We start from the raw sequence: 25,265 nt of genomic DNA on the forward strand, positions 1-25,265 counted from the left end.
ATGGTGGACCTGGACTCCAACCCCACCAAACTCATCGAGATCGTCGAGATCGGCAAGCAGCTCCTCATCACCCGCGGCGCGCTGACCACCTTCTCGATCGCCAACGACGTCGCGAAGTACTTCGCGATCATCCCGGCCATGTTCGCGGTGGCCTACCCCGGCCTGGACAAGCTCAACATCATGAGCCTGCACTCGCCGCAGTCCGCGATCCTCTCCGCCGTCATCTTCAACGCACTGATCATCGTGGCCCTGGTACCACTCGCCCTCAAGGGCGTCCGCTACCGGCCGATGAGCGCTGATGCGATGCTGCGGCGCAACCTCCTGGTCTACGGCCTGGGCGGGCTGGTCTCCCCGTTCATCGGCATCAAGATCATCGACCTGCTCATCTCCCTCATCCCTGGCATCGGGTGACCTTTCATGAACACTTCCGTACGCAGCACGGCCCGCCTGCTCGGCGCGGGCCTGCGGGCCCTGCTCGTCCTCACGGTCATCTGCGGTGTGGTCTACCCGCTGGTCGTCACCGGCATCGCCCAGGCCGCCTTCAACAACAAGGCCAACGGCTCGGAGATCAAGGTCGACGGCAAGTCCGTCGGCTCCGAGCGGATCGGGCAGACCTACACGCTCGACAAGAAGGACAAGGACGGCAACCCGCTGCCCGACCCCAAGTTCTTCCAGCCGCGCCCCTCGGCCGCGGGCCCGAACACGGAGAACACCCAGTACAAGCTGCTGGTCTCCGGTGCCTCCAACCTGGCCGCGGACAGCAAGGTGCTGCTGGACCAGGTCAAGCAGCGCCGGGCCGACGTCGCCGAGTTCAACGGCGTCTCCCCGTCGGCGGTCCCGGTGGACGCACTCACCGCCTCCGCCTCCGGCGTCGACCCGGACATCTCCCCGGAGTACGCCCGTCTCCAGGCCGACCGCGTCGCCAAGGCCAACAACCTGCCGGCCGCCGAGGTCCGCAAGCTGGTCGACGAGCACACCGACGGCCGCCAGCTCGGCTTCATGGGCGACGAGCGCGTCAACGTCCTGAAGCTCAACGTCGCCCTGCAGAAGCTCGCCAAGGGCTGATCGCGGGACACCACGTGCGAAAGGGGCCGGGCCCGACGGACATCCGTCGGGCCCGGCCCCTTTCGCGCTACGGGACTTCAGTGGTCGTGCGGCCCCGGGCGGTGGACGGGGCCGTGGCTGTCGTCGCAGTGCGGCGGGCGGTCCGGTCCACCGGCCGCGCCGATGTGGAGGAGCTCGTCGGCGTCCTCGCCGAGGTGGTCGACCTGGAGGGTGGCGTGGGTGATGCCGTAGTCCTCGCGGAGGCTGTCCTGCAGGCGGCGGCGCACGGCGTGGCAGTCGCCGCCGGGCTTCACCAGGACGTGCGCCGACAGGGCGGGCTGGCCGGAGGTGATCGCCCAGATGTGCAGGTCGTGGATCTCGACGACCTGGTCGGCGGTGGCCATGCGGTCGCCGACCGCGTCGGGGTCGATGCCCGCGGGGGCGGCCTCCAGGAAGATCCGGCCGGAGGCGCGGATCAGTCCGTAGCCCGCCTTGAGCATCAGGGCGACGACCGCCAGCGTGGCGATGGCGTCGATCCGGGCGAAGCCGGTGAGCATGACGATCAGGCCGGCGATCGCGGTGCCGATGAAGGCGTACAGGTCGTTGAGGATGTGCTGGAAGGCGCCCTCGACGTTGAGCGAGGTGCGGTTGGCCTTCGAGATGCACCAGGCGGCCGCGATGTTGACGACGATCCCGGCCAGCGCGGTCACCAGGACCAGACCGCCCTCGACGTCGGGCGGGTTGATCAGGCGGCGCACGGCCTCGTAACCGAGCCAGAGGCCGAGCAGGACCAGGGTGAGGCCATTGGCCTGCGCGGAGAGTATCTCCGCGCGCTTCAGGCCGTACGTGTAGCCGCCGCGGGCGGGCCGGGCCGCCAGCCGCATCGCGATCAGCGCCAGCACGATCGAGGCGGCGTCGGTGAGCATGTGCGCGGCGTCGGAGATCAGGGCCAGCGAGCGGGCGAAGAGGCCGATCGTGACCTCGGCGGCCATGAACACGCTGATCAGCGTCAGCGCGATGGTCAGCCAGCGGCGGTCGGCGTCGGCGGCGACGCCATGGCTGTGTCCGCCGTGTCCGCCATGGTCGTGGGCATGGCTGTGGTCGTGGCCGACGGCGGCGTGTTCATGGGTGTGGGTGTGGCCGGGCACAGTGCCTCCAGGCTGACTGGTGCGGGGGCTTCGACTGCGAGTGAACCGCACGTGACACCAGTGGCGCAAAGGCTGCAACGGCATCGGTTTCCACTACCGTTAACAGGGCTCTGACCTGCGGTTTTGTCTTTTCGGCGGCGTTGCTTCCCGCGCCCCGTCCCGGGCCGCCCCGTAGACTCCTTGCATGGTTGCGCAAGATTCGCCGGGAGAGGCCCGCGGGGTGGAACAGGCCGTCGCCGTGCTGAAGGCGGTGGCCGATACGACGCGTTTCCAGGTGCTCTGGGCACTGGTGCAGCGCGAGCACTCGGTGGGGCAGCTGGCGGACATGGTCGGCGCGCACGTGGCCGCGGTCTCGCAGCACCTGGCCCGGCTGCGGACGGCCGGCCTGGTGGAATCGCGGCGTGAGGGCACGCGGATCTTCTACCGGGCGGCGGGCGAGCACGTGCGGACGCTGCTGGAGGGCGCGGTCCTGGTCGCCCGGGACGGGGCGGCCGCCGGTACGCCGGAGGACGCGCCCGCGGCCCACGCCGCCCCCGCCAGGGCGGTCGCCGTGGCGAAGGGCGCGGCCGCACGGCGGCTGCGGCCGCGCACGGCGGCCAACTGACCGTCCGGCACCGCGATCCGCCGGCCGGGCGGCTCAGAGGGAGTAGCGGGTCTCGGCGAGGCGGTAGAGCCTGCGCCACAGGAGCCGGTTGAGGCCGACGACGTAGACGGCCATGACGGCGATGCCCGCGATGAGGTGCGGGTAGTCGCCCTCGGAGGTGGCGCGCGCGATGTACGCGCCCAGCCCGGTCGCGGTCAGCGTCGTACCGCCGAAGGTGACGATCTCCGAGACGATCGAGGCGTTCCACGCGCCGCCGGAGGCGGTGATCCCGCCGGTCACATAGGCGGGGAAGATCCCCGGGACGATCAGGCGCCGCCACCGCTGCCGGCCGCGCACCCCGAGGTCGTCCATGGCCTCGCGCAGGTCGGTGGGGATGGCGGAGGCGCCCGCGATGGTGTTGAAGAGGATGTACCACTGGGCGCCCAGCGCCATCAGCAGCATGCCGCCGACGTCGAGCGACAGCCCGGTGCGCAGGAAGAACCAGGTCGCCAGCGGGAAGAGGAAGTTGGCGGGGAAGCTCGCGAGGAGCTGGACGACGGGCTGGGCGATCCGGGACAGCTTGGGCGAGAAGCCGATCCGCACGCCGACCGGCACCCACACCACCGTGGCGACGGCGACCAGGACGACGACGCGCGCGAGCGTGGCGAGCCCCAGCAGCAGCGGCTCCCCGAACACCCCCAGCCCGGTGCGGGCGTCGAGGTAGCCGAGCAGGTCGAGCAGCCCCCACAGGACGAGGCCGCCCGCCACGAGGGCGAAGACGAGGTCGCCGGTGCGGCGGCGGGTCCGGTTGACGGCCAGCGGCCGGTCGTCGGTGCCGAGGAGCCGCCCGGCCCGGCCCAGGGCCTCGGCGGCGGGGTGGGCGAGCCGGCCCAGCAGGCGCGGCCAGGACGAGCGGCGGAGGAAGTCCAGCACCAGCGACCGCTGGACGTCGGTGGCCTCCGACTGCTCGTTCTTGAACCGTTCCGTCCAGGCGGTGAGGGGCCGCCAGAAGACGAAGTTCACCCCGATGACCATGACCGCCATGGTCGCCACCGCCCAGCCGACCCTGGCCAGGTCGCCGTCGGCGATCGCGGTGCCCGCGAAGGAACCCACGCCGGGGAGCGCGTACTTGTGGTGCGAGACGCTGATGGCCTCGGAGGCGACGAGGAAGAACCAGCCGCCGCCGAAGCTCATCATCCCGTTCCAGACCAGCCCGATGGCCCCGGAGGGCAGTTCGACCTTCCAGAAGCGCATCCAGCGGGTGAAGCGGAACGAGCGCGAGACCTCGTCCAGTTCGCGGGGGAGCGTGATCAGCGAATGGTAGAAGCCGAAGGTCATGTTCCACGCCTGCGAGGTGAAGATCGCGAAGATGGACGCGCACTCCAGCCCGAGCAGCGAGCCGGGGAAGAGCGAGATGAACCCGGAGACCGCGACCGTCAGGAAGCCCAGCACGGGCACGGACTGCAGGATGTCCAGGGCGGGGATCAGCACCCGCTCCAGCCGTCTGCTGCGGGCCGCGGCGTACGCGTAGCCGAGGGCGAAGACGACGGACGCCGTGAGCGCCGCGAACATCCGCAGCAGGCTGCGTGCCGCGTAGTACGGCAGGTTCGCCGGGTCGGTGTCGACCCGGGCAACGCGCGCCGGGTCGAAGGAGACCGTGATGCCCTGGCCCACCCTCAGCAGCAGATACAGGCCGACCAGCACCGCCGCGGCCACCACCGCGTCCACCCACGACACACGGGACAGCCGGCCGGCCACCCGGCCGGGCAGGGACGCTCGCGAAGCGGCGGACCGCGAGAGGTAGGACATGGGACAACCCCCCGGTACACGGCGGCCTCGTGTCCGGCAGGGGGACACAAGGCCGTATCAAAGCAGAGGCGTACGGCGGGGCGCTGTCACCACAGGACGGGTGTTGTCCGGAACCCCGCGCGACGTCCGCCCGGTGCCGGGGGTCCGGCCGGGCGCCGGTGCCCGCCGTGTCAGCGGGCGCGGGGCCTTGTGGGGCGCGTGCGGCCGATCGCGGTACGGGCGTAGGCGGGGGCGCCCAGGACGTGGACGGCCTCGCGGCAGAAGGCGCGGACGGCGGGGCCGACGCGCGGCCGCGCGGAGCGGCCGTGTCGGGTGCGGAGGACGGACAGGACGGACACGCGGGCGTCACCTCCGTGGCACGGCGCGCCGGGGCGGGGGAAGACGGCACGGCGCGGCCGGGAAGAGCGAGGAGGAAGAGAGAAAAAGTGTCTCCGGGGCGGCGGGAAGTAGGGAGGACCGCCGCCGCCCCGGAGACGTCAGTGGCCGAGCGCGAGCTGCACGATCCGGACGATCACCAGGATCATCGCGGCCAGCAGGTAGGTGCGCAGGGCGGTGAGGCCGACCTTGCGGCCGGTGGAGAGGACGGGCGTGGGCAGCTGCTCCAGGGGCGGCATCCGCCAGGTCTCCTTGCCCGTCCGGTCGACGGGACCGGCGAGCGCCCAGCCCTTGCGGCGCCTGCGGGTCTCGGCGTAGCCCAGGGCGAGGATCCCGGCGACGCCGCAGACGCCCATGATGTCGAGGATCGCTCCGGAGGTGATGCCGGGGAAGAGGACGGCCGCGGTCAGGATGATGGAGAGGGTGACGAGCACCGCGACGACGAGCGAGGTGAAGACGTTCATCGCCCGCCCGTTGACCCAGGGCCCGAGCACGGTCCGGTCGTTGCAGAGCAGCAGCAGGAAGACGGAGGCGGAGGGGAGCAGGACGCCGGCGAGGGTCTGGACGCCCTCGGTGAGCAGACCGAGCGGGGAGCCGGGGATGACCACGATGACCGCGGCGGCGAGGACGAGCCCGGCGAAGATCGCGTAGAAGCCCTTGGCGGCCTTGACGCCCCGGTGCAGCGAGTGCTTGAGGCCCATGACGTCACCGATCGCGTACGCGGTCGACAGTGACACGGCGGAGGCGCCGATGATGGAGGCGTCCAGCAGGGCGATCGCGAACAGCACCCCGGCGGTCTTGCCCGCGTACTTCTCCATCCCGGAGGCGATGTCCCCGGCGTCGGTGAAGTTGCCGAACTCGCCGTGCCCGCCGAACGCCGCGGCGACGAAGCCCATCATGGCCGCGGCACCGACGACCACGACGACGATGCCGAGCCACAGGTCGACCTTCTCGTACTTCATGAAGCGCGGGGTGATGCGCTTGTCGATGACGTACGACTGCTGGAAGAACAGCTGCCACGGGGCCACGGTGGTGCCGACGATCGCGATGATCAGCAGCATGACGTCGGACAGCTGCGAGCCGTGCGGCATGCCCGGGACCACGAAGTCGTGCGCCATCCGCGACGTCTTCGGGTGGATGATGAAGTAGATCGGGATCAGCAGCAGCGAGCCCGCGCACAGGAAGATCGCGGTGCGCTCGAACCGGCGGAAGGACCCGGTCGACGCGGCCACCACGACGATGACGGCGGCCAGCAGCACGCTCGGCACCTTGGGCAGTCCGAGGTAGCCGACGGCCAGGGTGATGCCGATGAACTCCGTGACGATCGTCAGGGCGTTGAGCAGGAACAGGTCGATGACCGAGAACGCGCCCCAGAACTTCCCGAACCGCTCCAGGATCAGCCGTGCGTGCCCGACCCCGGTGACCGCGCCCAGGCGCAGCACCATCTCCTGGTTCACGTACAGCACGGGCACCAGGAGCAGCAGGGTCCACAGCAGACTCGTGCCGTAGTTCTGCCCGGCCTGGCCGTATGTGCTGAACGCGCCGGCGTCGTTGTCGCCGACCATGACGATCAGGCCGGGCCCGACTATGGCGAGCAGGGTCTTGAGCTTGGCGGAGAGCCCCTTGCGCGGTGCCGTGTCGTCCACCTTGATGGTGCCGAGCGCGCCGCGGATGTCGCCGATGTGCGCGTCGTCCAGCACCGCGCTGCGCGGTGCCGGAACGGGCGGAGTGGTGGTGGTCAGATTGGTCATGACAGCCTCCCAGGTCCCCCGGCGGGGGAGGTTCGGGGCACGCAGCAGCGATCCCCCCTGCGATGCGGGCAGCACGAGGACCCGGAGCGGCGCATGGCCGTACGGGTACTGAAGGCTGTTGTGGCGCAGGGGAGGTGGTTACCGCGTACCGGAGGTCAACGAGGACGTGCGGATGACGGGCCTACTGTGACCCGGACTACTGCAACTGCCATCCATGTCTCTCGCCTCCTCCCGGCCGTGGCGCACGGGGGCGCCGAATCGACTCGGCAAGGAGCGGACCGGGCCTGACCCGGTTCACCCCAACTCGTCAGAGCTTTGGCACTGCACGGCGTAATCCCCCGGCGGGGGAAGCCACTTGGGATCACCCCTTGGGCCGGGGAGACCTGTCCTGAACCTGGGCGTCTCTCGACGTCGTGGGGTCAGTGGCCTGTGTCCGTACAGACGCCTCACCGAACGAGGTGCCTTTCTGTTTTCGAACCGTGAGAAGCATAGCCCGATAGTTGCGCAAGAACGCAACTACTTGACCCAAGCTTGACTGCGTATCCGTTTCCGGCGGCCGACGGACTCGCGCTCTCGGATCGGGTGCGGGACGAAGAAGGGAAATGCCGGATTCCGTTGGTCAAATGGGTCGTTGAGTGGATACGATCATGATCAACTTCGGTGCGCGCGGCGCGCCGGGGTTTGTTGTGGTTTCCATTGAACGGGGATGAAAGATGAAGTTCTTCGCGAAGCTCGCGGCAGTCGCGGCCTCCGGCGCCGCGGTCGTCCTGATGGCGCCGGGCGTCGGCTCTGCCGCCGACAACCCGGATGCCAGGGTCAACATCGTCAACAACCACAGCGACCTCTGCCTCCAGCCCGCGGACAGCACGGGGAAGAACGGTGTCGTCGTGCTGCAGGGCGACTGCTCCAAGAACGGCATGCGGCCGGTCTGGCGCGTCATCCGGGTCCAGGGGAACGACTTCCGGATCCTGAACGTCAACACCGACAAGTGCCTGGAGATCGCCGACTCCCGTAAGGACAACGGCGCCCCGGCCCAGCAGTGGACCTGTGTGGACAACGTCGCCACCCAGCTCTGGCGGTTCGACTTCCTCAACGACTCCGGGAAGATCGTCAACGTGAACAGCGGCAAGGTCCTGGAGATCGACAACTCCGGCACCAAGCCGGGTGCGCGTGCGCAGCAGTGGGCCGACGTGATGAGCGCCCGGGGCCAGATGTGGACCGTGCCCGACGTGACCGACGTCCACTGACGGCTGCTCCCGAGCGCCGGACGGGCTGATGGCCGCCCCGTCCGGCACTCCGCCCGTCGCGGCCGGGGCCGCCTACCAGACGTCCCCCGGCCGCCAGTCGCAGACCAGCTCCCCGTCCAGGTCGACATCCACGTGCGGCAGCACATAGATGCAGCCGTCCTCCTCCGCCGTGCGCTCGATGCCCGTGGGGGCGAGCACCGAGGACGGGCCGCGCCACAGCCGCCAGCCCCGCCCCACGTACAGCGGGACCGCCTCGTCCGCGGCGCCGAGCGCGCCCAGTTCGTAGCAGCCGTCCCGGAGGATCCGCTCCAGCGCCTCCATCACCGCCGACGCGACGCCCCGGCGGCGCCGGTCCGCGCGGACCGCGACGGCCTCCACGTATCCCGCGCGCAGCGCCCGCCCGCCGTGCAGCAGTCTGCGCTGCACCAGTGAGCCGTGGCCGATCAGCTCCCCGTCCTCGTGGACCAGGGCGTGCATGCCGCCCACCGAGTGGTCCCAGTCGTCGTCGGAGAAGCCGCCCCCGAAGGCGTCGTCCAGCAGGGACCGGATCGCCGAGAGCCGTGTTTCCCCCAGCTCCGAGGTGTGCGCCGTGTGTACGTCAGCCATGGCGGCCATGCTGTCACGAGGGCGTCACGGGGAGCGGCGTCAGGACCGCGTCAATACCTGCGGGACTTCTCTCCCCCGCCCCAAATGTCCAAAAGCATGGCCGTAAGGTCGGGCATGCGCGACAGTGCTGCACCTCCGGGCGGACAACCGTCCAGAACACCGTCGCGTTTCGTGAAAGACAATGGGGCCATGGGACGCGGCAAGCTTCGGATCTACCTCGGCGCGGCACCGGGCGTCGGCAAGACGTACGCGATGCTCTCCGAGGCGCACCGGCGTATCGAGCGCGGCACCGACGCCGTCGTGGGCTTCGTGGAACACCACGGCCGCCCGCGGACCGAGGTCATGCTGCACGGCCTGGAGGAGGTGCCCCGGCGTGAGCTCACCTATCGGGGCACCGTCTTCACGGAGATGGACGTCGACGCGCTGCTGGCCCGCCGCCCCGCCGTCGCCCTTGTCGACGAGCTGGCCCACACCAACGTGCCCGGCTCCCGCAACACCAAGCGCTGGCAGGACGTCGAGGAACTCCTCCAGGCCGGCATCGACGTCGTCTCGACCGTCAACATCCAGCACCTCGAATCGCTGGGCGACGTGGTCGAGTCGATAACGGGTGTGCGGCAGCAGGAGACCGTGCCGGACGAGGTGGTCCGCCGGGCCGACCAGATCGAGCTGGTCGACATGTCGCCGCAGGCCCTGCGCCGCCGCATGGCGCACGGCAACATCTACAAGTCCGACCGGGTCAACGCCGCGCTCTCCAACTACTTCCGGCCAGGCAACCTGACCGCGCTGCGCGAGCTGGCGCTGCTGTGGACCGCCGACCGGGTCGACGAGTACCTGCGGCAGTACCGCACCGAGCACAGCGTCTCCACGATCTGGCAGGCCCGCGAGCGCATCGTCGTCGGCCTCACCGGCGGCCCCGAGGGCCGCACCCTGATCCGCCGCGCCTCGCGCATGGCCGCCAAGGGCTCGGGCAGCGAGATCCTCGCCGTCTACATCGCCCGCAGCGACGGGCTGACCTCGGCGTCGCCCAAGGAGCTGGCCGTCCAGCGCACCCTGGTCGAGGACCTCGGCGGCACCTTCCACCACGTGATCGGGGACGACGTCCCCGCCTCGCTGCTGGAGTTCGCCCGCGGGGTCAACGCCACCCAGATCGTGCTCGGCTCCAGCCGCCGCAAGACCTGGCAGTACATCTTCGGCCCCGGCGTCGGCCAGACCGTCGCCCGGGACTCCGGGCCCGACCTCGACGTCCACATCGTCACCCACGAGGAGGTCGCCAAGGGCCGCGGCCTGCCCGTCGCCCGCGGCGCCCGCCTCGGCAGGGGCCGCATCGTGGCCGGCTGGTTCGCCGGTGTCGTCTGCCCCGCCCTGCTCAGCCTGGTGCTCACGCACATCGACCCGGACCTCGGGCTGGCCAACGACATGCTGCTGTTCCTGTGCATGACGGTGGCTGCCGCGCTGCTCGGCGGCCTGCTGCCGGCGCTGGCCTCGGCGGCCTTCGGCTCGCTGCTGCTGAACTACTTCTTCGTCGAGCCCCTGCACCGGCTGACGATCACCAACCCCAAGAACATCGTCGCCATCACGATCTTCGTGTTCGTCGCGGTCTCCGTGGCCTCCGTGGTGGACCTGGCCGCCCGCCGCACCCACCAGGCCGCCCGGCTGCGCGCCGAGTCCGAGATCCTCTCCTTCCTCGCGGGCAGCGTGCTGCGCGGCGACACCAGCCTGGACGCGCTCCTGGAGCGGGTGCGCGAGACCTTCGCGATGGAGTCCGTCGCCCTGCTGGAACGCTCCAGCGAGGTCGACCCCTGGACCTGCGCGAGCAGCGTCGTCACCAGCACGGGCAAGCCGCTGCTGCGCCCCGAGGACGCGGACGTCGACATGCCCGTCGGCCACAACATGGCCCTCGCGCTCTCCGGCCGGGTGCTGCCCGCGGAGGACCGGCGCGTGCTCGCCGCCTTCGCCGCCCAGGCCGCCGTCTTCCTGGACCGCCAGCGGCTCGTCGGCGAGGCGGAGCGGGTCCAGGAGCTCGCCGAGGGCAACCGGATACGCACCGCCCTGCTGGCCGCCGTCAGCCACGACCTGCGCACCCCGCTCGCCGGGATCAAGGCGGCCGTGTCCTCCCTGCGCTCCGACGACGTCGCCTGGTCCGAGGAGGACGAGGCGGAACTGCTCGCCGGGATCGAGGACGGCGCCGACCGCCTCGACCACCTCGTCGGCAACCTCCTCGACATGTCCCGGCTCCAGACCGGCACCGTCACCCCGCTGATCCGCGAGATCGACCTGGACGAGGTGGTCCCGATGGCCCTCGGGGGAGTGCCCGAGGGCAGCGTCGCCCTGGACATCCCCGAGACGCTGCCCATGGTCGCCGTCGACCCCGGGCTGCTGGAGCGCAGCGTCGCCAACATCGTCGAGAACGCCGTGAAGTACAGCCCCGACGGCGCCCCCGTGCTCGTCGCCGCCAGCGCCCTCGGCGAGCGGGTGGAGGTCCGCGTCGCGGACCGGGGCCCCGGGGTGCCCGACAGCGCCAAGGACCGCATCTTCGAGCCCTTCCAGCGCTACGGCGACGCCCCGCGCGGCGCGGGCGTCGGCCTGGGGCTCGCCGTCGCCCGGGGCTTCGCCGAGGCCATGGGCGGCACGCTCGCCGCCGAGGACACGCCCGGTGGCGGAATGACCATGGTCCTCACCCTGCGGGCGGCGGCGGGCCGTCCGCCCGTGCGGCCGGACCTGCCGGCCCAGGCCACCTCCTGACCCCGGCCGCGCGCCGCACAGAACAGCTCACCGACCAAGACCCCGGGCCCAGTGGATGGGCCCGAACGAACAGCAGAGGTGGTTCCGAATGAACCGGGTGCTCGTGGTGGATGACGAGCCGCAGATCGTCCGCGCTCTCGTGATCAACCTCAAGGCGCGGAAGTACGAGGTCGACGCTGCCCCCGACGGCGCCACGGCACTCCAGCTCGCCGCCGCCCGCCACCCCGACGTGGTCATCCTCGACCTCGGGCTGCCGGACATGGACGGCGTCGAGGTGATCAAGGGTCTGCGCGGCTGGACCCGGGTGCCGATCCTCGTCCTCTCCGCCCGCCAGACCTCCGACGAGAAGGTGGAGGCACTCGACGCGGGCGCCGACGACTACGTCACCAAGCCGTTCGGCATGGACGAGCTCCTCGCCCGGCTGCGCGCCGCCGTGCGGCGCGCGGAGCCGACCGGCCCGTCGGCCGCGGGCGACGACGCGATCGTCGAGACCGAGGTCTTCACGGTCGATCTCGCGGCGAAGAAGGTCAACCGCGGCGGGCGGGACGTCCGTCTCACCCCGACCGAGTGGCACCTGCTGGAGGTCCTGGTCCGCAATACGGGCCGTCTCGTCAGCCAGAAGCAGCTCCTCCAGGAGGTCTGGGGCCCGTCCTACGGCACGGAGACCAACTACCTCCGGGTCTACATGGCCCAGCTCCGCCGCAAACTGGAGCTGGACCCGTCCCATCCGAAACACTTCATCACGGAGCCGGGGATGGGGTACCGCTTCGAGGTGTGACCGGGGGCTGGGGCCGGGCCGCGCCCCATCAGGGGCGCGGGGAACTGCGCGACCAGTCACAGTGGACCCGCAGCCGCCTACCGGGCTCACAAGGCACCCCGGTAGGCGGGGCCCGGGGGTGCCCCGGCGCGGCACCGGTGTCGCAAGGGCACCCCGGTTCGCAGAGGCCCCCGCCGGGTAGGCGCCCGGTAGGCTTGGGAGCATGAGCGTTGTACCCCGTTCCGAGAAGCCGACCGGCCGTTTCCGCCGGATGCTGGACCGGCTGTCCACCTCGCAGGAGGACCTGCACTCCGCGGAGCTGCAACAGGACGCGGAGGACGTGGGCTGCACCAGGATCTGCGACTGCGACGACCGTCAGATAGTCAAGGTCACCGGCACGCTCCGGACGGTCACGCTCCGCCCGCGCGCGGGCGTGCCCGCGCTGGAGGCGGAGCTGTTCGACGGCTCCGCCGCGCTCGACGTGGTGTGGCTCGGACGTCGCTCCATCGTCGGCATCGAACCCGGCCGTAAGCTGATCGCCTCCGGCCGGATCTCCATGAGCCGCGGCCGCCGGGTGCTGTTCAATCCCAAGTACGAACTCCGACCGCTCGGACAGGAGTAGCGGGTGACGTCTCTCGACAGGACGACCGACCAGCAAGGACAGGGCGCCCCCGACGCCGACGCGAGAGCGGCCACCGAGGCGGCCCTGTTCGAGGCGTTCGGCGGGGTGCGGGGCATGGTCGAGACGACCGTGCCGGGCCTGGTCTTCGTCGCCTTCTACACGGTCAAGCGGGACATCCACAGCGCGGCCATCGCGGCCCTCGGGCTCTCCCTGGTGCTGGGCGTCGCCCGCCTCATCGGCAAGGACACCCTGAAGCACGCGTTCAGCGGCGTCTTCGGGGTCGCCTTCGGCGCGGTCTTCGCGATGATGTCCGGCGACGCCAAGAACTTCTACCTGCCGGGCATGCTCTACAGCCTCGGGCTGGCCGTGGCGTACATCGTCACCTCGCTCGCGGGTTACCCGCTGCTGGGGCTGATCCTCGGGCCGGTGTTCAAGGAGAACCTCTCCTGGCGCACCCGCAACCCCGGCCGCAAGCTCGCCTACACCAAGGCCAGCTGGGCCTGGGGCCTGATCCTGCTCGCCAAGTCGGCGATCCTCTTCCCGCTCTACTGGTGGGGCGACGCGACGCAGCTGGGCTGGGTGAAGGTGGCGCTCGGCATCCCGCCGATGCTGCTCTCCGTCTACCTCACCTGGATCTTCCTGGCGAAGGCGCCGCCGCCGATCGACGTGTTCGCCGAGATGGAGGCGGAAGAGCGCGAGAAGGCCGCGGCGGCGGCCGCCGAGCAATAAAGCCGAGCAATAAAACCGCGCAGGTCCCTGCGCCCCGTAAGGGGCGCGGGGACCTGCGCGATCAGCCACAACGGACCCGCGGTCGCGCGCGGAGCGCTACGTGTCCTCGCGCCGCACCGACAGGAGGTCCTCCAGCTGCTCCTCGCGGGCCGGGGCCGCCACGAAGAGGAGCTCGTCGCCCGCTTCCAGGGCGTCCTCCTTGCTCGGCGTCAGCACCCGGTTGCCGCGGATGATGGTGACCAGCGAGGTGTCATCCGGCCAGTCCACGTCCCCGACGCGCGTGCCCGCCAGCGCGGACTCCGGCGGCAGCGTCAGCTCCACCAGGTTGGCGTCGCCCTGGCTGAAGCGCATCAGCCGCACCAGGTCACCGACGCTCACGGCCTCCTCGACCAGGGCCGACATCAGCCGCGGCGTGGACACGGCGACGTCCACGCCCCAGGACTCGTTGAAGAGCCACTCGTTCTTGGGGTTGTTCACCCGGGCCACGACCCGGGGCACCCCGTACTCCGTCTTGGCCAGCAGCGAGACGACCAGGTTGACCTTGTCGTCACCGGTCGCCGCGATCACCACGTTGCAACGCTGGAGAGCCGCCTCGTCCAGCGAGGTGATCTCGCACGCGTCGGCCAGCAGCCACTCCGCGAGCGGCACCCGCTCCACCGAGATCGCCGTCGGCGCCTTGTCGACGAGCAGCACCTCGTGCCCGTTCTCCAGCAGCTCGCCCGCGATGGACCGCCCGACGGCGCCCGCACCTGCAATGGCAACCCTCATCAGTGCGCCTCCTCGGGGCCCTCGGCGAACGCCGCCTCGACCTTCTCGACCTCGTCGGTGCGCATCATCACGTGCACCAGGTCGCCCTCCTGCAGGACCGTCTGCGACGTCGGCAGCATCGCCTCGCCCAGCCGGGTGAGGAACGCGACCCGCACACCGGTCTCGTCCTGCAGCTTGCTGACCTTGTGGCCCACCCAGGCGTCCGAGGTGGGCACCTCGGCGAGCTGCACGCCCCCGCTCGGGTCCCGCCACAGCGGCTCCGCGCCGGACGGCAGCAGCCGCCGCAGCATCTGGTCGGCCGTCCACCGCACGGTGGCCACCGTCGGGATGCCCAGCCGCTGGTAGACCTCGGCACGCCGCGGGTCGTAGATACGGGCCGCGACGTTCTCGACGCCGAACATCTCCCGGGCCACCCGGGCCGCGATGATGTTGGAGTTGTCGCCGCTGCTCACCGCCGCGAACGCGCCGGCCTCCTCGATGCCCGCCTCGCGCAGGGTGTCCTGGTCGAAGCCGACACCGGTCACCCGCCGTCCGCCGAAGCCGGAGCCCAGCCGCCGGAAGGCCGTGGGGTCCTGGTCGATCACGGCGACCGTGTGACCCTGCTGCTCAAGGGTCTGCGCCAGGGCCGAGCCGACACGGCCGCAGCCCATGATCACAATGTGCATGACGATTACCCCGTGCTCCGCACTACCGCGCTGACCTGCACCGACAACCTGCTCACATCTTCCTTTGTCGATCTTCTTCCGTGCCTCGGCGGACGTTCGTCCGCTTTGGCACATGGGTACCACCGTATCCGCTGCGCGACACGGGCCCCGGTTCGGGCCTGGCGTCGCGTCGGCCGGTTCGGATCCGTCGGGCGAGGCTCTGCCCCGCACCCCGGCCCGCAAACTCCGGATGGGCCGTCTTCCGCGGACCCGGCCCGCCGGCCGTCCCCGGTGCCCGTCGGCCGCCCCTCCGGGCCCGTGTGTCGGCCAACGTTACGATGGCCGGGCCACGTTGGGGTTGTCCGGTAAGGGGAAGCCTGTGCGTACGCTGCTCGTCGACAACCACGACTCCTTCACGTACAACCTGTTCCACTACCTCGCCGAGGTCAACGGGCGGGAGCCCGAGGTCGTCGTCAACGACGACCCCGCATGGCGGACCGCGCACCTGGCGGCCTTCGACAACGTGGTGCTCTCGCCCGGCCCCGGCAGCCCCGACCGGGCGGCCGACTTCGGGATCTGCCGGGAGATCGTCACCCACGGCGGGCTGCCCACGCTCGGGGTGTGCCTCGGGCACCAGGGCATGGCGCTGCTGCACGGCGGCGAGGTCCGCCGGGCACCGGAGCCCTGCCACGGCCGGGTCTCGTCCGTGGCGCACGACGGGACCGGGCTCTTCGAAGGGCTGCCCTCACCCTTCCGGGCCGTGCGCTACCACTCGCTCACCGTCGGCCGGCTCCCCGCCGCCATGGCGGCCACCGCCCGGACCGCCGACGGCCTGATCATGGGCCTCCGGCACCGCGAACGCCCGCTGTGGGGCGTGCAGTTCCACCCCGAGTCGATCGGCAGCGCCCACGGCCACCTGCTGCTCGCCAACTTCCGGCGGCTGAGCGAGGAGGCCCGGAGGAGAGCCGGGCGGGCGCGCGCCGTACCGCCCCCGCCGGGCCCGCGTCGCCCCGCGGCCGCCCGGCCCCGGCCCCGGCGGCTGCGGATACTGACCGCGGCCCTGCCCACCCGGTGGGACGACGAGACTGCCTTCGACCGGCTCTACCGCGAGAGCCCGTACGCCTACTGGCTCGACTCCAGCCGCCCCGACGACGGCACCGGCCGCTTCTCCGTCATGGGCGACGCCTCCGGTCCGCTCGCCCGGGTCGCCACCGCCGACGTCCACGGCGGCACCGTCACCGTGCGCTCCGCCACGGCCGCCGAGGTCGTCACCGGACCGTTCCTCGACTGGCTCGACCGGGACCTCCGGGCCGCCCGCGCCGACGGGCCCGAGCTGCCCTTCGACTTCGCGCTCGGCTGGGTCGGCTACCTCGGCTACGGACTGAAGGCCGAGTGCGGCGGCGAAGCGGTCCACCGGCCCGAAGAGCCCGACGCCACCCTGGTGTTCGGCGACCGCGCCATCGTCCTGGACCACCACACCCGCACCACCCACCTCCTCGCCCTCACCGAGGACGGCGACGAGGGCGCCGCCCGCTCCTGGCTGGACGCGACCGCCCGGCGGCTCACCGCACTCGCCGGGGTCCGCCGGCCCGAGCCCGCCGGTCCCCCCGGCACCCTCGACGGGCTCCGGCTGCGCCACGGACGCGACGCGTACCTGCGGCTGATCCACGACTGCAAGGAGGAGATCGCGGCAGGGGAGACCTACGAGATCTGCCTCACCAACATGGCGGAGACGCGCGGCGCGCTCGACCCCTGGCAGGGCTACCGCCTCCTGCGCCGCGCCAACCCGACCCCCTTCGGCGCGCTGCTGCGCCTCGGCGAACTGTCCGTCCTCGGCACCTCGCCCGAGCGGTTCCTCCGGATCGGCCGGGACGGCCTCGCCGAGTCCCGGCCCATCAAGGGCACCCGGCCGCGCGGCGCCACCCCCGAGGAGGACGCCGCCCTCGCCGCCGGCCTGCGCGTCAGCGAGAAGGACCGCGCCGAGAACCTGATGATCGTCGACCTGGTCCGGAACGACCTCGGCCGTTGCGCCGAGACCGGCTCGGTCCGGGCCGACGCGGAGCCCCGCGTCGAGAGCTACGCCAAGGTCCATCAACTGGTCGGCACGGTCCGGGCCCGGCTGCGCGCGGACCGCACCGCGGTGGACTGCGTACGGGCCTGCTTCCCGCCCGGCTCCATGACCGGCGCGCCCAAGGTGCGCACGATGCGCATCCTCGACCGGCTGGAGGGCGGGCCGCGCGGCGTCTACTCCGGCGCCGTCGGCTACCTCTCCCTCAACGGGGCCGCCGACCTCAGCGTCGTCATCCGCACCGCGGTGGTCACCCCCGGCCGGGTGCGCTACGGCGCGGGTGGCGCGATCGTCGCGCTGTCCGACCCCGAGGAGGAGTTCGAGGAGACGGCCGTGAAGGCGGCGCCGCTGACCGCCCTGGCCGGCGCGGAGTTCCCCGGCCGCCGCCGGGGTGCCGCCGCCACCGTCTCTGCCACCGTCTCCGTCACCGTCTGAACCGGCCCGCACCGCCGCCCGCCCTGACGCCCCCTCACCGAGCCGCCACGGAAGCCTCCGTACCACTTTTCGGTACGTATGTCTGTTCGGAAAATCGTGGGCGAAGATCGGCCACACCGCCATCCGCGTGGTTAGGATGATCGCCGTATTCCGCTTCTGGACGGGACGTCAGGACTCCGACCCTGTCCGGCCGACCGCATGCCCCCAGCGTCCACGAGGAATTGATGTCACATCACATACCGGAGGTGGCGGGCTGGTGCCTGGCCGCCGCGCTGGTCGTCGTGGCGGTCCTGCTGGTGCGCCAGCGAGGGATCACCGCCGCCGTGCGCAGGCGCGTCGCCGCACTGGAAGAGAGCCTCCAGACGCGTGACACCGAGATGCGGCACCTGGTCGCCGTCCGGCTCCCCGCCGTCACGGCCTCCATGCACCAGCCCGTACCGCTCCCCGGACTGCTCGACGAACGGCTCGGCGGCACCGTCTTCGCCCAGGGCCTGCAGTCCGTGATGGACCTGTTCACCCGGTCCGTGGACAAGGCGCAGGCCCGCGCCGACCAGTCCGCGAAGGCCGCGCTCAAGGCGTCCATGCGCGCCCTCCAGGGCCTCGCGCACGAACAGCAGCTGGCCATCTCCGACATGCAGGACCGGCACGACAACCCCGACGTGCTGCGCGACCTGCTCCAGATCGACCACGCCAACGCCCAGTTCGGCCGCCGCGCCCAGGCCATCGCCGTGCTGTGCGGCTCCTGGCCCGGCCGGCAGCGCGCCGCCTCCCCGCTCACCGACGTCGTCCGCGGCGCCACCTCCCGCATCCGCGACTACCGGCGCGTCAAGGTGCACAGCCACGCCGACCTCGCCGTCGTCAGCCGGGCCGTGGAACCCGTCGTCCTCGCCGTCGCCGAGCTCCTCGACAACGCCGCCCGCCACTCCCAGCCCAACACCACCGTCGAGGTCGGCCTCCAGCCTGTGCACAACGGCGCGGTCGTCGTCATCGACGACGCGGGCGTGGGCATGAACAGCCAGGAGATCCAGCGGGCCACCGCCCTCCTCTCCGGCCAGCGGACCGTGGACGTCTCCCGGCTCGGCGACCCCCCGCAGTTCGGCTTCCCCGTCATCGGCGTGCTCGCCGCCCGCTACGGCTTCAGCGTCTCCGTCGACACCCGCTCGCCCTACGGAGGCGTCCGGGCCGTCCTCTTCCTGCCCGCCGCGCTGCTCAGCCAGCTCGACCTCGACGGGCCCGACACCACCCCGCTGAGGCCCCCGGCCGCCGCCCGCGGGACCACCGGAGCCGTACCCCCGCGGGAGACCCGCACGCCCACGAGGGAACAGAGGGAACAGCACGAGCAGCACGAGCACTTCCCCGTGCCCGACGCGTTCCCGCCGGCCGCCATGCCGCCCGCGATGCCGCCCGCCGCGATACCGACGGGGATGCCGTCGGAGACGCCTCCCGCCGCGCCCCCGGAGGACGCCGGAGCCGTCACCGGGTCCACCGCGGGCGGCCTGCCCAAGCGCCGCCGACGGCAGCCCGCCCCCGGCCCCCGCCGCCCCGCGGAACAACTCCCCGCGGGACACCTCCCCGCCGAGGCCCCCGCCGCCCCGCAGGCACCCCCGCCCGCGGCCGCGCCGCCCCCGCGGAGCGCCGCGGAGACCGCCCGCCGCATGGGCGCCTTCGCCCGCGGCACCCGCTCCGGCCGCGCCGGGCACCCCCCGGCCCCCGGCGCGTACCCCGGCCCGGCCCTCACCGACGCACCCACCGACGACGAAGGGAACACCCCCGCGTGAACGACCACCTCTCCAACGAGCTCGGCTGGATGCTCGACGAGGTCGTGAAGATGCCGGAGGCCCGGCACGCGATCCTGCTCTCCTCCGACGGCATGCTCCGCGCCCGCTCCGCGGGCATCGAACGCGACGAGGCCGAGCGCCAGGCCGCCGCCCTCTCCGGACTCCAGTCGATCAGCCGCTCCACCTCGGAGTTCTGCGCCCACCAGGGCACCCAGGAGAGCCCCTGGCGGCAGACCCTCGTGGAGTTCGCCCACGGCTACGTCTTCCTGATAGCCGCCGGACCCGGCGCCTACCTCGCCGTCTCCGCCACCGCGGACGTCGACATGGAAGCCGTCACCTACCGCATGCAGAAGCTGGTCGACCGGCTGGGGAAGGAGCTCACCAGCCCGCCCCGGCAGGGCACCTGGCACGGCACGGGCACCCCATGACACCCCCGGCGCCGAGGCGGCGCGGAGAGGGATTAGTACGGCCGTACGTCGTCACCGAAGGCCGCGCCCACCCCACCCGCAACACCTTCGACCTGGTCACCCTCGTCATCGCCCAGTACGACCGGCCGCTCGGCGGGCTCAGCCCCGAAAAGCGCCGGCTCATGGAACTCTGCCTCGGCGGCGCGCTGTCGGTCGCCGAGATCGCCGGCCACCTGGCGCTGCCCGTCAGCGTCACCAAGGTGCTGCTCGGCGATCTCGTGGACAGCGGCCACCTCATCACCCGGGCCCCCATCCCCTCGGCGCAACTCCCCGAGGCCCAGATCCTTCAGGAGGTACTGGATGGACTCCGCGCTCGCCTCTGAGGGAGCGGTCTATCTGCGGCAGTCCGTGCAGACGGCCGCGAAACTCCTCGTCGTGGGCCACTTCGCGGTCGGCAAGACCACCTTCGTCGGCTCCCTCTCGGAGATCCGGCCGCTGCGCACCGAAGAGACCATGACCCAGGCCGGCGCCCTCGTCGACGACCTCGCGGGCATCGAGGGCAAGACCACCACCACGGTCGCCATGGACTTCGGCCGCGTCACCCTCAGCGACAGCCTCGTCCTCTATCTCTTCGGCGCCCCCGGCCAGCAGCGCTTCACCCGGCTCTGGCAGGACATGACCCACGGCGCGCTCGGCGCCCTCGTCCTCGCCGACACCCGGCGCCTGGAGCAGTCCTTCGACGTCATGGGGCTGCTGGAGGAACACGGCCTGCCCTACGCGGTGGCCGTCAACCACTTCGACGGCGCGCCCTCCCACCCCGAGGAGGAGATCCGCGAGGCCCTCGACCTGCTCCCCGAGACCCCGCTGATCACCTGCGACGCCCGCGACCGGGTCTCCTCCACCCGCGCCCTGATCGCCCTCGTCGAATACCTCCGGAACCGGCAGACCGCCCAGGAGCCCGTGTGACCCACCGCCCCGACGCCGGCACCGCCCCGCCGCCGGGCTGCCCCGCCCACCAGGCGTCCACCCCCCTCTACGGGCCGGACTTCGCCGCCGACCCGCACGCCGTCTACGAGCGGCTGCGCGCGTACGGCCCCGCCGCCCCCGTCGAACTGGCCCCCGGGGCCCACGCCACCCTCGTCACCGACTACCGGGCGGCGCTCGAAGTCCTGCGCAGCCCCGAGGTGTTCGGCAAGGACGCCCGCCGCTGGCGCGCCCTCGCCGACGGCCGCGTCGCCCCCGACAACCCCGTCGTCCCGATGATGGCCTACCGGCCCAACTGCCTGTTCTCCGACGGCGAGGCGCACCGCCGCTTCCGCGCCGCCGTCAGCGACAGCCTCTCCCGCATCGACCCCAACGCGCTGCGCGGCTACGTCGAGCGCAGCGCCGACACCCTCATCGACCGCTTCGCGCCCCTCGGCGAGGCCGACCTGCTCGGCGCCTACGCCAAGATGCTGCCGCTCCTCGTCTTCCAGCAGCTCTTCGGCTGCCCGCCCGAGATCGGCGACCGGCTCGTCGAGGGCTTCTCCGGCATCTTCGACGGAGTCGACCACGAGCGCGCCGACGCCCTCATCACCCAGAGCCTCGTCGAACTCGTCGGCCTCAAACACGTCAAACCCGGCGCCGACATGACGTCCTGGCTGATGGCCCACCCCGCCCGGCTCACCGACGAGGAGATGCTCCACCAACTCGTCGTCCTCATCGGCGCGGGCACCGAACCCCAGCAGAACCTCATCGCCAACGCCCTGCGGCTGCTGCTCTCCGACGACCGCTTCGCGGGCGACCTCGCGGGCGGCAGCATGCCCGTCGAGGACGCCCTCGACGAAGTCCTCTGGCTCGACCCGCCGATGGCCAACTACGGGGTCCACTACCCGCTCCAGGACCTCGACTTCGGCGGCGTGCCGCTCAACGCGGGCGACCCCGTGGTGATCAGCTTCGCCGCCGCCAACACCGACCCCGCCCTGCACTCCGAGCAGCGCACCGGCAACCGCGCCCACCTCGCCTGGAGCGCGGGCCCGCACACCTGCCCCGCCAAGGACGCCGCCCGGCTCATCGCCGCCGTCGCCGTCGAGAAGCTCCTCGACCGCCTCCCCGACCTCGAACTCGCCGTCCCCGCCGACCGGCTCGTCTGGCGCCCCGGCCCCTTCCACCGCGCCCTGACCGCCCTGCCCGTGCGCTTCCCGCCCGTACCCCCGGCCCGGCCGGCCCGGCCCGGACCCACGGCCGCGCACCCCCAGCCGCACCAGCAGTCCCCGCACCAGTCCTCGCATCAGTCCTCGCATCACCAACCTTCGCACCAGCCGGCCGAGACCCCCGGAGACAGCCGATGGACAGCCAGCCCAGCGCCCGAAGCCCTTTCGGTCCCTTCCCCATCGACCCCACCGGCAGCGACATCCACGGAGAGGCCGCCCGGCTCCGCGACCGCGGGGCCGCGACGCCCGTGGAGCTCCCTGGCGGAGTGGTGGCGTGGGCAGTGACCACCCAGCCGCTCCTCAAGCGGCTGCTCACCGACCCCCGCGTCTCCAAGGACCCGCGCAGGCACTGGCCCGCGTGGATCAACGGTGAGATCTCCCCGGAATGGCCCCTGTTCACCTGGGTCGCCGTGCAGAACATGTTCACCGCCCACGGCGCCGACCACAAACGGCTGCGCACCCTCGTCTCCAAGGCGTTCACCGCCCGCCGCACCGCCGCCCTCCGCCCGCGCATCGAGCAACTCGCCGCCGGGCTCCTCGACGACCTCGCCGCCCGCCCGGCCGACGAGGTCGTCGACCTCCGCGAGGGCTACGCCTACCCCATCCCGATCCAGGTGATCTGCGAGCTCTTCGGCGTCACCGACGAGGCCACCCGCGAGGGCCTGCGGGCCTGCGTCGACAGCATCTTCCACACCTCCGCCGACCCCGCCGAGGTCACCGCCACATACGCCCGCACCTACGAGATCCTCGGCGACCTCGTCACCGCCAAACGCGCCCGCCCCGGCGACGACATGACCAGCATCCTGATCTCCGCCCGCGAGGAGGACGGCTCCCGCCTCAGCGAACAGGAGCTCGTCGACACCCTCCTGCTGGTGATCAGCGCCGGGCACGAGACCACCGTCAACCTCCTCGACAACGCCATCCACGCCCTCCTCGCCGACCCGGGCCAGCTCGCCCTGGTCCGGGACGGCCGGGCCGACTGGGACGACGTGGTCGAGGAGACCCTGCGCGTACAGGCACCCGTCGCCAACCTGCCGCTGCGCTACGCCGTCGAGGACATCGAGCTGGACGACGGCCTCACCCTCCGCAAGGGCGACGCCATCCTCGCCGCCTACGCCGCCGCGGGCCGCGACCCGGAGCTGCACGGCGCCGACGCCGACCGCTTCGCCGTGACGCGCGCCACCAAGGAGCACCTCGCTTTCGGCCACGGCGTCCACTACTGCCTCGGCGCACCGCTCGCCAAGCTGGAGGCGGCCGTCGCGCTGCCCGCCCTCTTCGCCCGCTTCCCCCGCCTCCGCCTCGCCGACCCGGACGCACTGCGGCCCGTGGAATCGTTCATCTCCAACGGGCACCGCGCCCTCCCCGTCCTCCTGCACGGCTGACCAGGGCCGACGAAGATCGTCCGGCTCCCGGGCGGGGATGCGGCGTGTGCCACATTCCGGCCCGGGAGGGTGGCGGGTGCACGCCATCAATACGGAACCCTTACGATCCTCTGCGTGTCCAAACTGACCGACCTGCCGAAACGGATCCTCATCGGCCGGGCGCTGCACAGCAACAAACTGGGCGAGACCCTTCTCCCCAAACGCATCGCGCTCCCCGTCTTCGCTTCCGACCCGCTCTCCTCCGTGGCGTACGCGCCGGGCGAAGTGCTGCTCGTCCTGTCCGTGGCAGGTGTGTCCGCCTACCACTTCAGCCCCTGGATCGCCGTGGCGGTCGTCGTGCTGATGTTCACGGTGGTCGCCTCGTACCGCCAGAACGTCCACGCCTACCCCAGTGGCGGTGGCGACTACGAGGTCGCCAACGTCAACCTCGGTCCCAAGGCGGGCCTCACCGTCGCCAGCGCCCTGCTCGTCGACTACGTCCTGACCGTCGCGGTCTCCATCGCCTCAGGCATCGAGAACCTCGGCTCCGCCATCCCCTTCGTCGTCGAACACAAGACGGCCTGCGCCATCGCCGTGATCGTCCTGCTCACGCTGATGAACCTGCGCGGCGTCAAGGAGTCCGGCAAGCTCTTCGCCATCCCGACCTATGTGTTCGTCGGCGGCGTCTTCGTGATGATCGCCTGGGGTGCCTACCGCGGCCTCGTCGCGGGCGACACCATGAAGGCCCCCACCGCCGACTACACCATCAACGCCGAACACCAGGGACTCGCCGGGTTCGCCCTCGTCTTCCTGCTGCTGCGCGCCTTCTCCTCCGGCTGCGCCGCGCTCACCGGCGTCGAGGCCATCAGCAACGGCGTCCCCGCCTTCCGCAAGCCCAAGAGCAAGAACGCGGCCTCCACCCTCGCCCTCATGGGCGGCCTGGCCGTCACCATGTTCTGCGGCATCATCGGGCTGGCCATGGCCACCAAGGTGCGGATGGCCGAGAACCCGGCCACCCAGCTGCTCGACAACGGCACGCCCGTCGGCTCCGGCTACACCCAGAACCCGGTGATCTCCCAGGTCGCCGAGGCGGTCTTCGGCAACGGCTCGTTCCTCTTCATCGTGCTGGCCGCCGCCACCGCCCTCGTCCTGTTCCTGGCCGCCAACACCGCGTACAACGGCTTCCCGCTGCTCGGCTCGATCCTCGCGCAGGACCGTTACCTGCCGCGCCAGCTGCACACCCGCGGCGACCGGCTCGCGTTCTCCAACGGCATCGTGCTGCTCGCGGGCGCCGCCGCCGTCCTCACCTACATCTACGGCGCGGACTCCACCAAGCTGATCCAGCTGTACATCGTGGGCGTCTTCGTGTCGTTCACCCTCAGCCAGACCGGCATGGTGCGGCACTGGAACCGCCACCTGCGCACCGAGACCGACCCGGCCAAGCGCCGTCACATGATGCGCTCCCGGGCCATCAACGCCTTCGGCGCCTTCCTCACCGGCCTGGTCCTCGTCGTCGTCCTGCTGACGAAGTTCACCCACGGCGCGTGGGTCGCCCTGCTCGGCATGGTGATCTTCTACGCCACCATGACCGCGATCCGGAAGCACTACGACCGGGTTGCCGAGGAGATCGCCATCGACGAGGAGCCGGGCGACGAGACCGTGCGCCCGTCCCGGGTGCACTCCATCGTCCTGGTCTCCAAGGTCCACAAGCCGACCCTGCGCGCCCTCGCCTACGCCAAGCTGATGCGCTCCGACACCCTCGAAGCCCTCAGCATCAGCGTCGACCCGGCCGAGACCAAGGCGCTGCGCGAGGACTGGCAGCGCCGCTCCCTCGACGTGCCGCTGAAGATCCTCGACTCGCCCTACCGCGAGATCACCCGGCCCGTCGTCGACTACGTCAAGAGCCTCCGCAAGGAGAGCCCGCGCGACGCGGTCAGCGTCTACATCCCGGAGTACGTGGTCGGCCACTGGTACGAGCACCTGCTGCACAACCAGAGCGCCCTGCGGCTCAAGGGCCGGCTGCTCTTCACCCCCGGCGTGATGGTCACGTCCGTGCCGTGGCAGCTGGACTCCTCCGAGGCGGCCAAGAAGCGGGCCCGCAAGCGCGCCGAGTGGAACGCCCCGGGCGCCGTCCGGCGCGGCCCCGTCTCGCAGCCGAAGAAGGAACCGAAGAAGGAAAAGACCGCCACCAAGAAGTAG

22 protein-coding genes, 1 pseudogene and 1 riboswitch are annotated in these 25,265 nt (G+C 71.7%); of the genes and pseudogenes, 16 read left to right on the forward strand and 7 right to left on the reverse strand.

Annotated elements, in window-relative coordinates; translation table 11 throughout:
• Together ACWD4A_RS19245 and kdpC are read left to right on the forward strand one after the other, a co-directional pair.
• Positions 1-411, forward strand: a pseudogene (locus ACWD4A_RS19245) (potassium-transporting ATPase subunit B); the annotation flags it as partial.
• A 6-nt stretch (positions 412-417) separates the two neighbouring features.
• Complete coding sequence (gene kdpC, locus ACWD4A_RS19250) at positions 418-1,065, forward strand: potassium-transporting ATPase subunit KdpC (RefSeq protein WP_451195316.1); 648 nt, start codon at positions 418-420, stop codon at positions 1,063-1,065.
• A 77-nt stretch (positions 1,066-1,142) separates the two neighbouring features.
• On the opposite strand, the gene ACWD4A_RS19255 is transcribed toward kdpC, so the two are convergent.
• Positions 1,143-2,192, reverse strand: a complete 1,050-nt coding sequence (locus tag ACWD4A_RS19255; RefSeq protein ID WP_451195318.1) for a cation diffusion facilitator family transporter — start codon at positions 2,190-2,192, stop codon at positions 1,143-1,145.
• Between the two features lie 184 nt (positions 2,193-2,376).
• Between ACWD4A_RS19255 and ACWD4A_RS19260 the strand changes: the two genes are divergently transcribed.
• Positions 2,377-2,796 carry an ArsR/SmtB family transcription factor gene (locus ACWD4A_RS19260; RefSeq protein WP_451195320.1) on the forward strand — a complete coding sequence of 140 codons (420 nt, stop codon included), beginning with the start codon at positions 2,377-2,379 and terminating at the stop codon, positions 2,794-2,796.
• A gap of 33 nt (positions 2,797-2,829) precedes the next feature.
• On the opposite strand, the gene ACWD4A_RS19265 is transcribed toward ACWD4A_RS19260, so the two are convergent.
• The 3 genes from ACWD4A_RS19265 to ACWD4A_RS19275 form a co-directional block, all read right to left on the reverse strand.
• Entirely contained in the window at positions 2,830-4,584 is a 1,755-nt protein-coding gene (locus tag ACWD4A_RS19265; RefSeq protein ID WP_451195322.1) for an ABC transporter permease, read from the reverse strand.
• Between the two features lie 170 nt (positions 4,585-4,754).
• Positions 4,755-4,922: a hypothetical protein gene (locus ACWD4A_RS19270; protein WP_451195324.1), complete on the reverse strand. Its 168-nt coding sequence runs from the start codon at positions 4,920-4,922 to the stop codon at positions 4,755-4,757.
• A gap of 138 nt (positions 4,923-5,060) precedes the next feature.
• On the reverse strand, positions 5,061-6,710 hold the full coding sequence (locus ACWD4A_RS19275) for an NRAMP family divalent metal transporter (RefSeq protein ID WP_451195326.1): 1,650 nt from the start codon (positions 6,708-6,710) through the stop codon (positions 5,061-5,063).
• A 291-nt stretch (positions 6,711-7,001) separates the two neighbouring features.
• Positions 7,002-7,175, reverse strand: a riboswitch (M-box (ykoK) riboswitch).
• A gap of 248 nt (positions 7,176-7,423) precedes the next feature.
• Between ACWD4A_RS19275 and ACWD4A_RS19280 the strand changes: the two genes are divergently transcribed.
• On the forward strand, positions 7,424-7,957 hold the full coding sequence (locus ACWD4A_RS19280) for an RICIN domain-containing protein (protein WP_451195328.1): 534 nt from the start codon (positions 7,424-7,426) through the stop codon (positions 7,955-7,957).
• 72 nt (positions 7,958-8,029) lie between these two features.
• Here the strand turns inward: ACWD4A_RS19280 and ACWD4A_RS19285 are convergent, their stop codons facing one another.
• Positions 8,030-8,572 (reverse strand): GNAT family N-acetyltransferase, encoded by a 543-nt coding sequence (locus ACWD4A_RS19285; protein ID WP_451195330.1) that lies wholly within the window; start codon positions 8,570-8,572, stop codon positions 8,030-8,032.
• Positions 8,573-8,752: 180 nt separating this feature from the next.
• On the opposite strand from ACWD4A_RS19285, the gene ACWD4A_RS19290 reads away from it, so the two are divergent.
• From ACWD4A_RS19290 to ACWD4A_RS19305, 4 genes are all read left to right on the forward strand, one after another.
• Complete coding sequence (locus ACWD4A_RS19290) at positions 8,753-11,305, forward strand: DUF4118 domain-containing protein (RefSeq protein WP_451195332.1); 2,553 nt, start codon at positions 8,753-8,755, stop codon at positions 11,303-11,305.
• A gap of 88 nt (positions 11,306-11,393) precedes the next feature.
• A complete protein-coding gene (locus tag ACWD4A_RS19295; protein ID WP_116214311.1) occupies positions 11,394-12,083 on the forward strand; it encodes a response regulator in 690 nt (229 codons plus the stop codon).
• Positions 12,084-12,285: 202 nt separating this feature from the next.
• Positions 12,286-12,684, forward strand: coding sequence for an OB-fold nucleic acid binding domain-containing protein (locus tag ACWD4A_RS19300; RefSeq protein ID WP_451195333.1), 399 nt, complete (start codon positions 12,286-12,288; stop codon positions 12,682-12,684).
• Positions 12,685-12,687: 3 nt separating this feature from the next.
• Entirely contained in the window at positions 12,688-13,413 is a 726-nt protein-coding gene (locus ACWD4A_RS19305) for a DUF3159 domain-containing protein (protein WP_451195335.1), read from the forward strand.
• A gap of 96 nt (positions 13,414-13,509) precedes the next feature.
• On the opposite strand, the gene ACWD4A_RS19310 is transcribed toward ACWD4A_RS19305, so the two are convergent.
• Both ACWD4A_RS19310 and ACWD4A_RS19315 read right to left on the reverse strand, forming a co-directional pair.
• Positions 13,510-14,181 carry a potassium channel family protein gene (locus ACWD4A_RS19310; protein WP_451195337.1) on the reverse strand — a complete coding sequence of 224 codons (672 nt, stop codon included), beginning with the start codon at positions 14,179-14,181 and terminating at the stop codon, positions 13,510-13,512.
• Positions 14,181-14,846 carry a potassium channel family protein gene (locus ACWD4A_RS19315; RefSeq protein ID WP_451195338.1) on the reverse strand — a complete coding sequence of 222 codons (666 nt, stop codon included), beginning with the start codon at positions 14,844-14,846 and terminating at the stop codon, positions 14,181-14,183. Before ACWD4A_RS19315 ends, ACWD4A_RS19310 begins: the two co-directional genes overlap by 1 nt.
• Positions 14,847-15,204: 358 nt before the next feature.
• Here ACWD4A_RS19315 and pabB point away from each other — a divergent pair, with 358 nt between their 5' ends.
• From pabB to ACWD4A_RS19355, 8 genes are all read left to right on the forward strand, one after another.
• A complete protein-coding gene (gene pabB / locus ACWD4A_RS19320) occupies positions 15,205-17,328 on the forward strand; it encodes an aminodeoxychorismate synthase component I (RefSeq protein ID WP_451195340.1) in 2,124 nt (707 codons plus the stop codon).
• 224 nt (positions 17,329-17,552) lie between these two features.
• Positions 17,553-19,106, forward strand: coding sequence for an ATP-binding protein (locus ACWD4A_RS19325; RefSeq protein WP_451195341.1), 1,554 nt, complete (start codon positions 17,553-17,555; stop codon positions 19,104-19,106).
• A gap of 29 nt (positions 19,107-19,135) precedes the next feature.
• Positions 19,136-19,534: a roadblock/LC7 domain-containing protein gene (locus tag ACWD4A_RS19330; RefSeq protein ID WP_451195392.1), complete on the forward strand. Its 399-nt coding sequence runs from the start codon at positions 19,136-19,138 to the stop codon at positions 19,532-19,534.
• On the forward strand, positions 19,531-19,896 hold the full coding sequence (locus ACWD4A_RS19335) for a DUF742 domain-containing protein (RefSeq protein ID WP_451195342.1): 366 nt from the start codon (positions 19,531-19,533) through the stop codon (positions 19,894-19,896). Before ACWD4A_RS19330 ends, ACWD4A_RS19335 begins: the two co-directional genes overlap by 4 nt.
• Complete coding sequence (locus ACWD4A_RS19340) at positions 19,874-20,479, forward strand: GTP-binding protein (RefSeq protein ID WP_451195344.1); 606 nt, start codon at positions 19,874-19,876, stop codon at positions 20,477-20,479. Before ACWD4A_RS19335 ends, ACWD4A_RS19340 begins: the two co-directional genes overlap by 23 nt.
• On the forward strand, positions 20,476-21,990 hold the full coding sequence (locus ACWD4A_RS19345) for a cytochrome P450 (protein ID WP_451195346.1): 1,515 nt from the start codon (positions 20,476-20,478) through the stop codon (positions 21,988-21,990). Before ACWD4A_RS19340 ends, ACWD4A_RS19345 begins: the two co-directional genes overlap by 4 nt.
• Positions 21,987-23,087 carry a cytochrome P450 family protein gene (locus ACWD4A_RS19350; RefSeq protein WP_451195347.1) on the forward strand — a complete coding sequence of 367 codons (1,101 nt, stop codon included), beginning with the start codon at positions 21,987-21,989 and terminating at the stop codon, positions 23,085-23,087. Before ACWD4A_RS19345 ends, ACWD4A_RS19350 begins: the two co-directional genes overlap by 4 nt.
• 114 nt (positions 23,088-23,201) lie before the next feature.
• A complete protein-coding gene (locus ACWD4A_RS19355) occupies positions 23,202-25,265 on the forward strand; it encodes an APC family permease (RefSeq protein ID WP_451195349.1) in 2,064 nt (687 codons plus the stop codon).

It is taken from the genome of Streptomyces sp. NPDC002537 (genome assembly GCF_053594975.1).

Excerpts from the sequence above, each read along its gene's own strand:
- kdpC (WP_451195316.1), top strand. The coding sequence starts at position 418 with ATGAACACTTCCGTACGCAGCACGGCCCGCCTGCTCGGCGCGGGCCTG.
- ACWD4A_RS19260 (WP_451195320.1), top strand. The coding sequence starts at position 2,377 with ATGGTTGCGCAAGATTCGCCGGGAGAGGCCCGCGGGGTGGAACAGGCC.
- ACWD4A_RS19265 (WP_451195322.1), bottom strand. The coding sequence starts at position 4,584 with ATGTCCTACCTCTCGCGGTCCGCCGCTTCGCGAGCGTCCCTGCCCGGC.
- ACWD4A_RS19275 (WP_451195326.1), bottom strand. The coding sequence starts at position 6,710 with ATGACCAATCTGACCACCACCACTCCGCCCGTTCCGGCACCGCGCAGC.
- ACWD4A_RS19280 (WP_451195328.1), top strand. The coding sequence starts at position 7,424 with ATGAAGTTCTTCGCGAAGCTCGCGGCAGTCGCGGCCTCCGGCGCCGCG.
- ACWD4A_RS19285 (WP_451195330.1), bottom strand. The coding sequence starts at position 8,572 with ATGGCCGCCATGGCTGACGTACACACGGCGCACACCTCGGAGCTGGGG.
- ACWD4A_RS19290 (WP_451195332.1), top strand. The coding sequence starts at position 8,753 with ATGGGACGCGGCAAGCTTCGGATCTACCTCGGCGCGGCACCGGGCGTC.
- ACWD4A_RS19295 (WP_116214311.1), top strand. The coding sequence starts at position 11,394 with ATGAACCGGGTGCTCGTGGTGGATGACGAGCCGCAGATCGTCCGCGCT.
- ACWD4A_RS19300 (WP_451195333.1), top strand. The coding sequence starts at position 12,286 with ATGAGCGTTGTACCCCGTTCCGAGAAGCCGACCGGCCGTTTCCGCCGG.
- ACWD4A_RS19310 (WP_451195337.1), bottom strand. The coding sequence starts at position 14,181 with ATGAGGGTTGCCATTGCAGGTGCGGGCGCCGTCGGGCGGTCCATCGCG.
- ACWD4A_RS19315 (WP_451195338.1), bottom strand. The coding sequence starts at position 14,846 with ATGCACATTGTGATCATGGGCTGCGGCCGTGTCGGCTCGGCCCTGGCG.
- ACWD4A_RS19325 (WP_451195341.1), top strand. The coding sequence starts at position 17,553 with ATGTCACATCACATACCGGAGGTGGCGGGCTGGTGCCTGGCCGCCGCG.
- ACWD4A_RS19330 (WP_451195392.1), top strand. The coding sequence starts at position 19,136 with ATGCTCGACGAGGTCGTGAAGATGCCGGAGGCCCGGCACGCGATCCTG.
- ACWD4A_RS19335 (WP_451195342.1), top strand. The coding sequence starts at position 19,531 with ATGACACCCCCGGCGCCGAGGCGGCGCGGAGAGGGATTAGTACGGCCG.
- ACWD4A_RS19340 (WP_451195344.1), top strand. The coding sequence starts at position 19,874 with ATGGACTCCGCGCTCGCCTCTGAGGGAGCGGTCTATCTGCGGCAGTCC.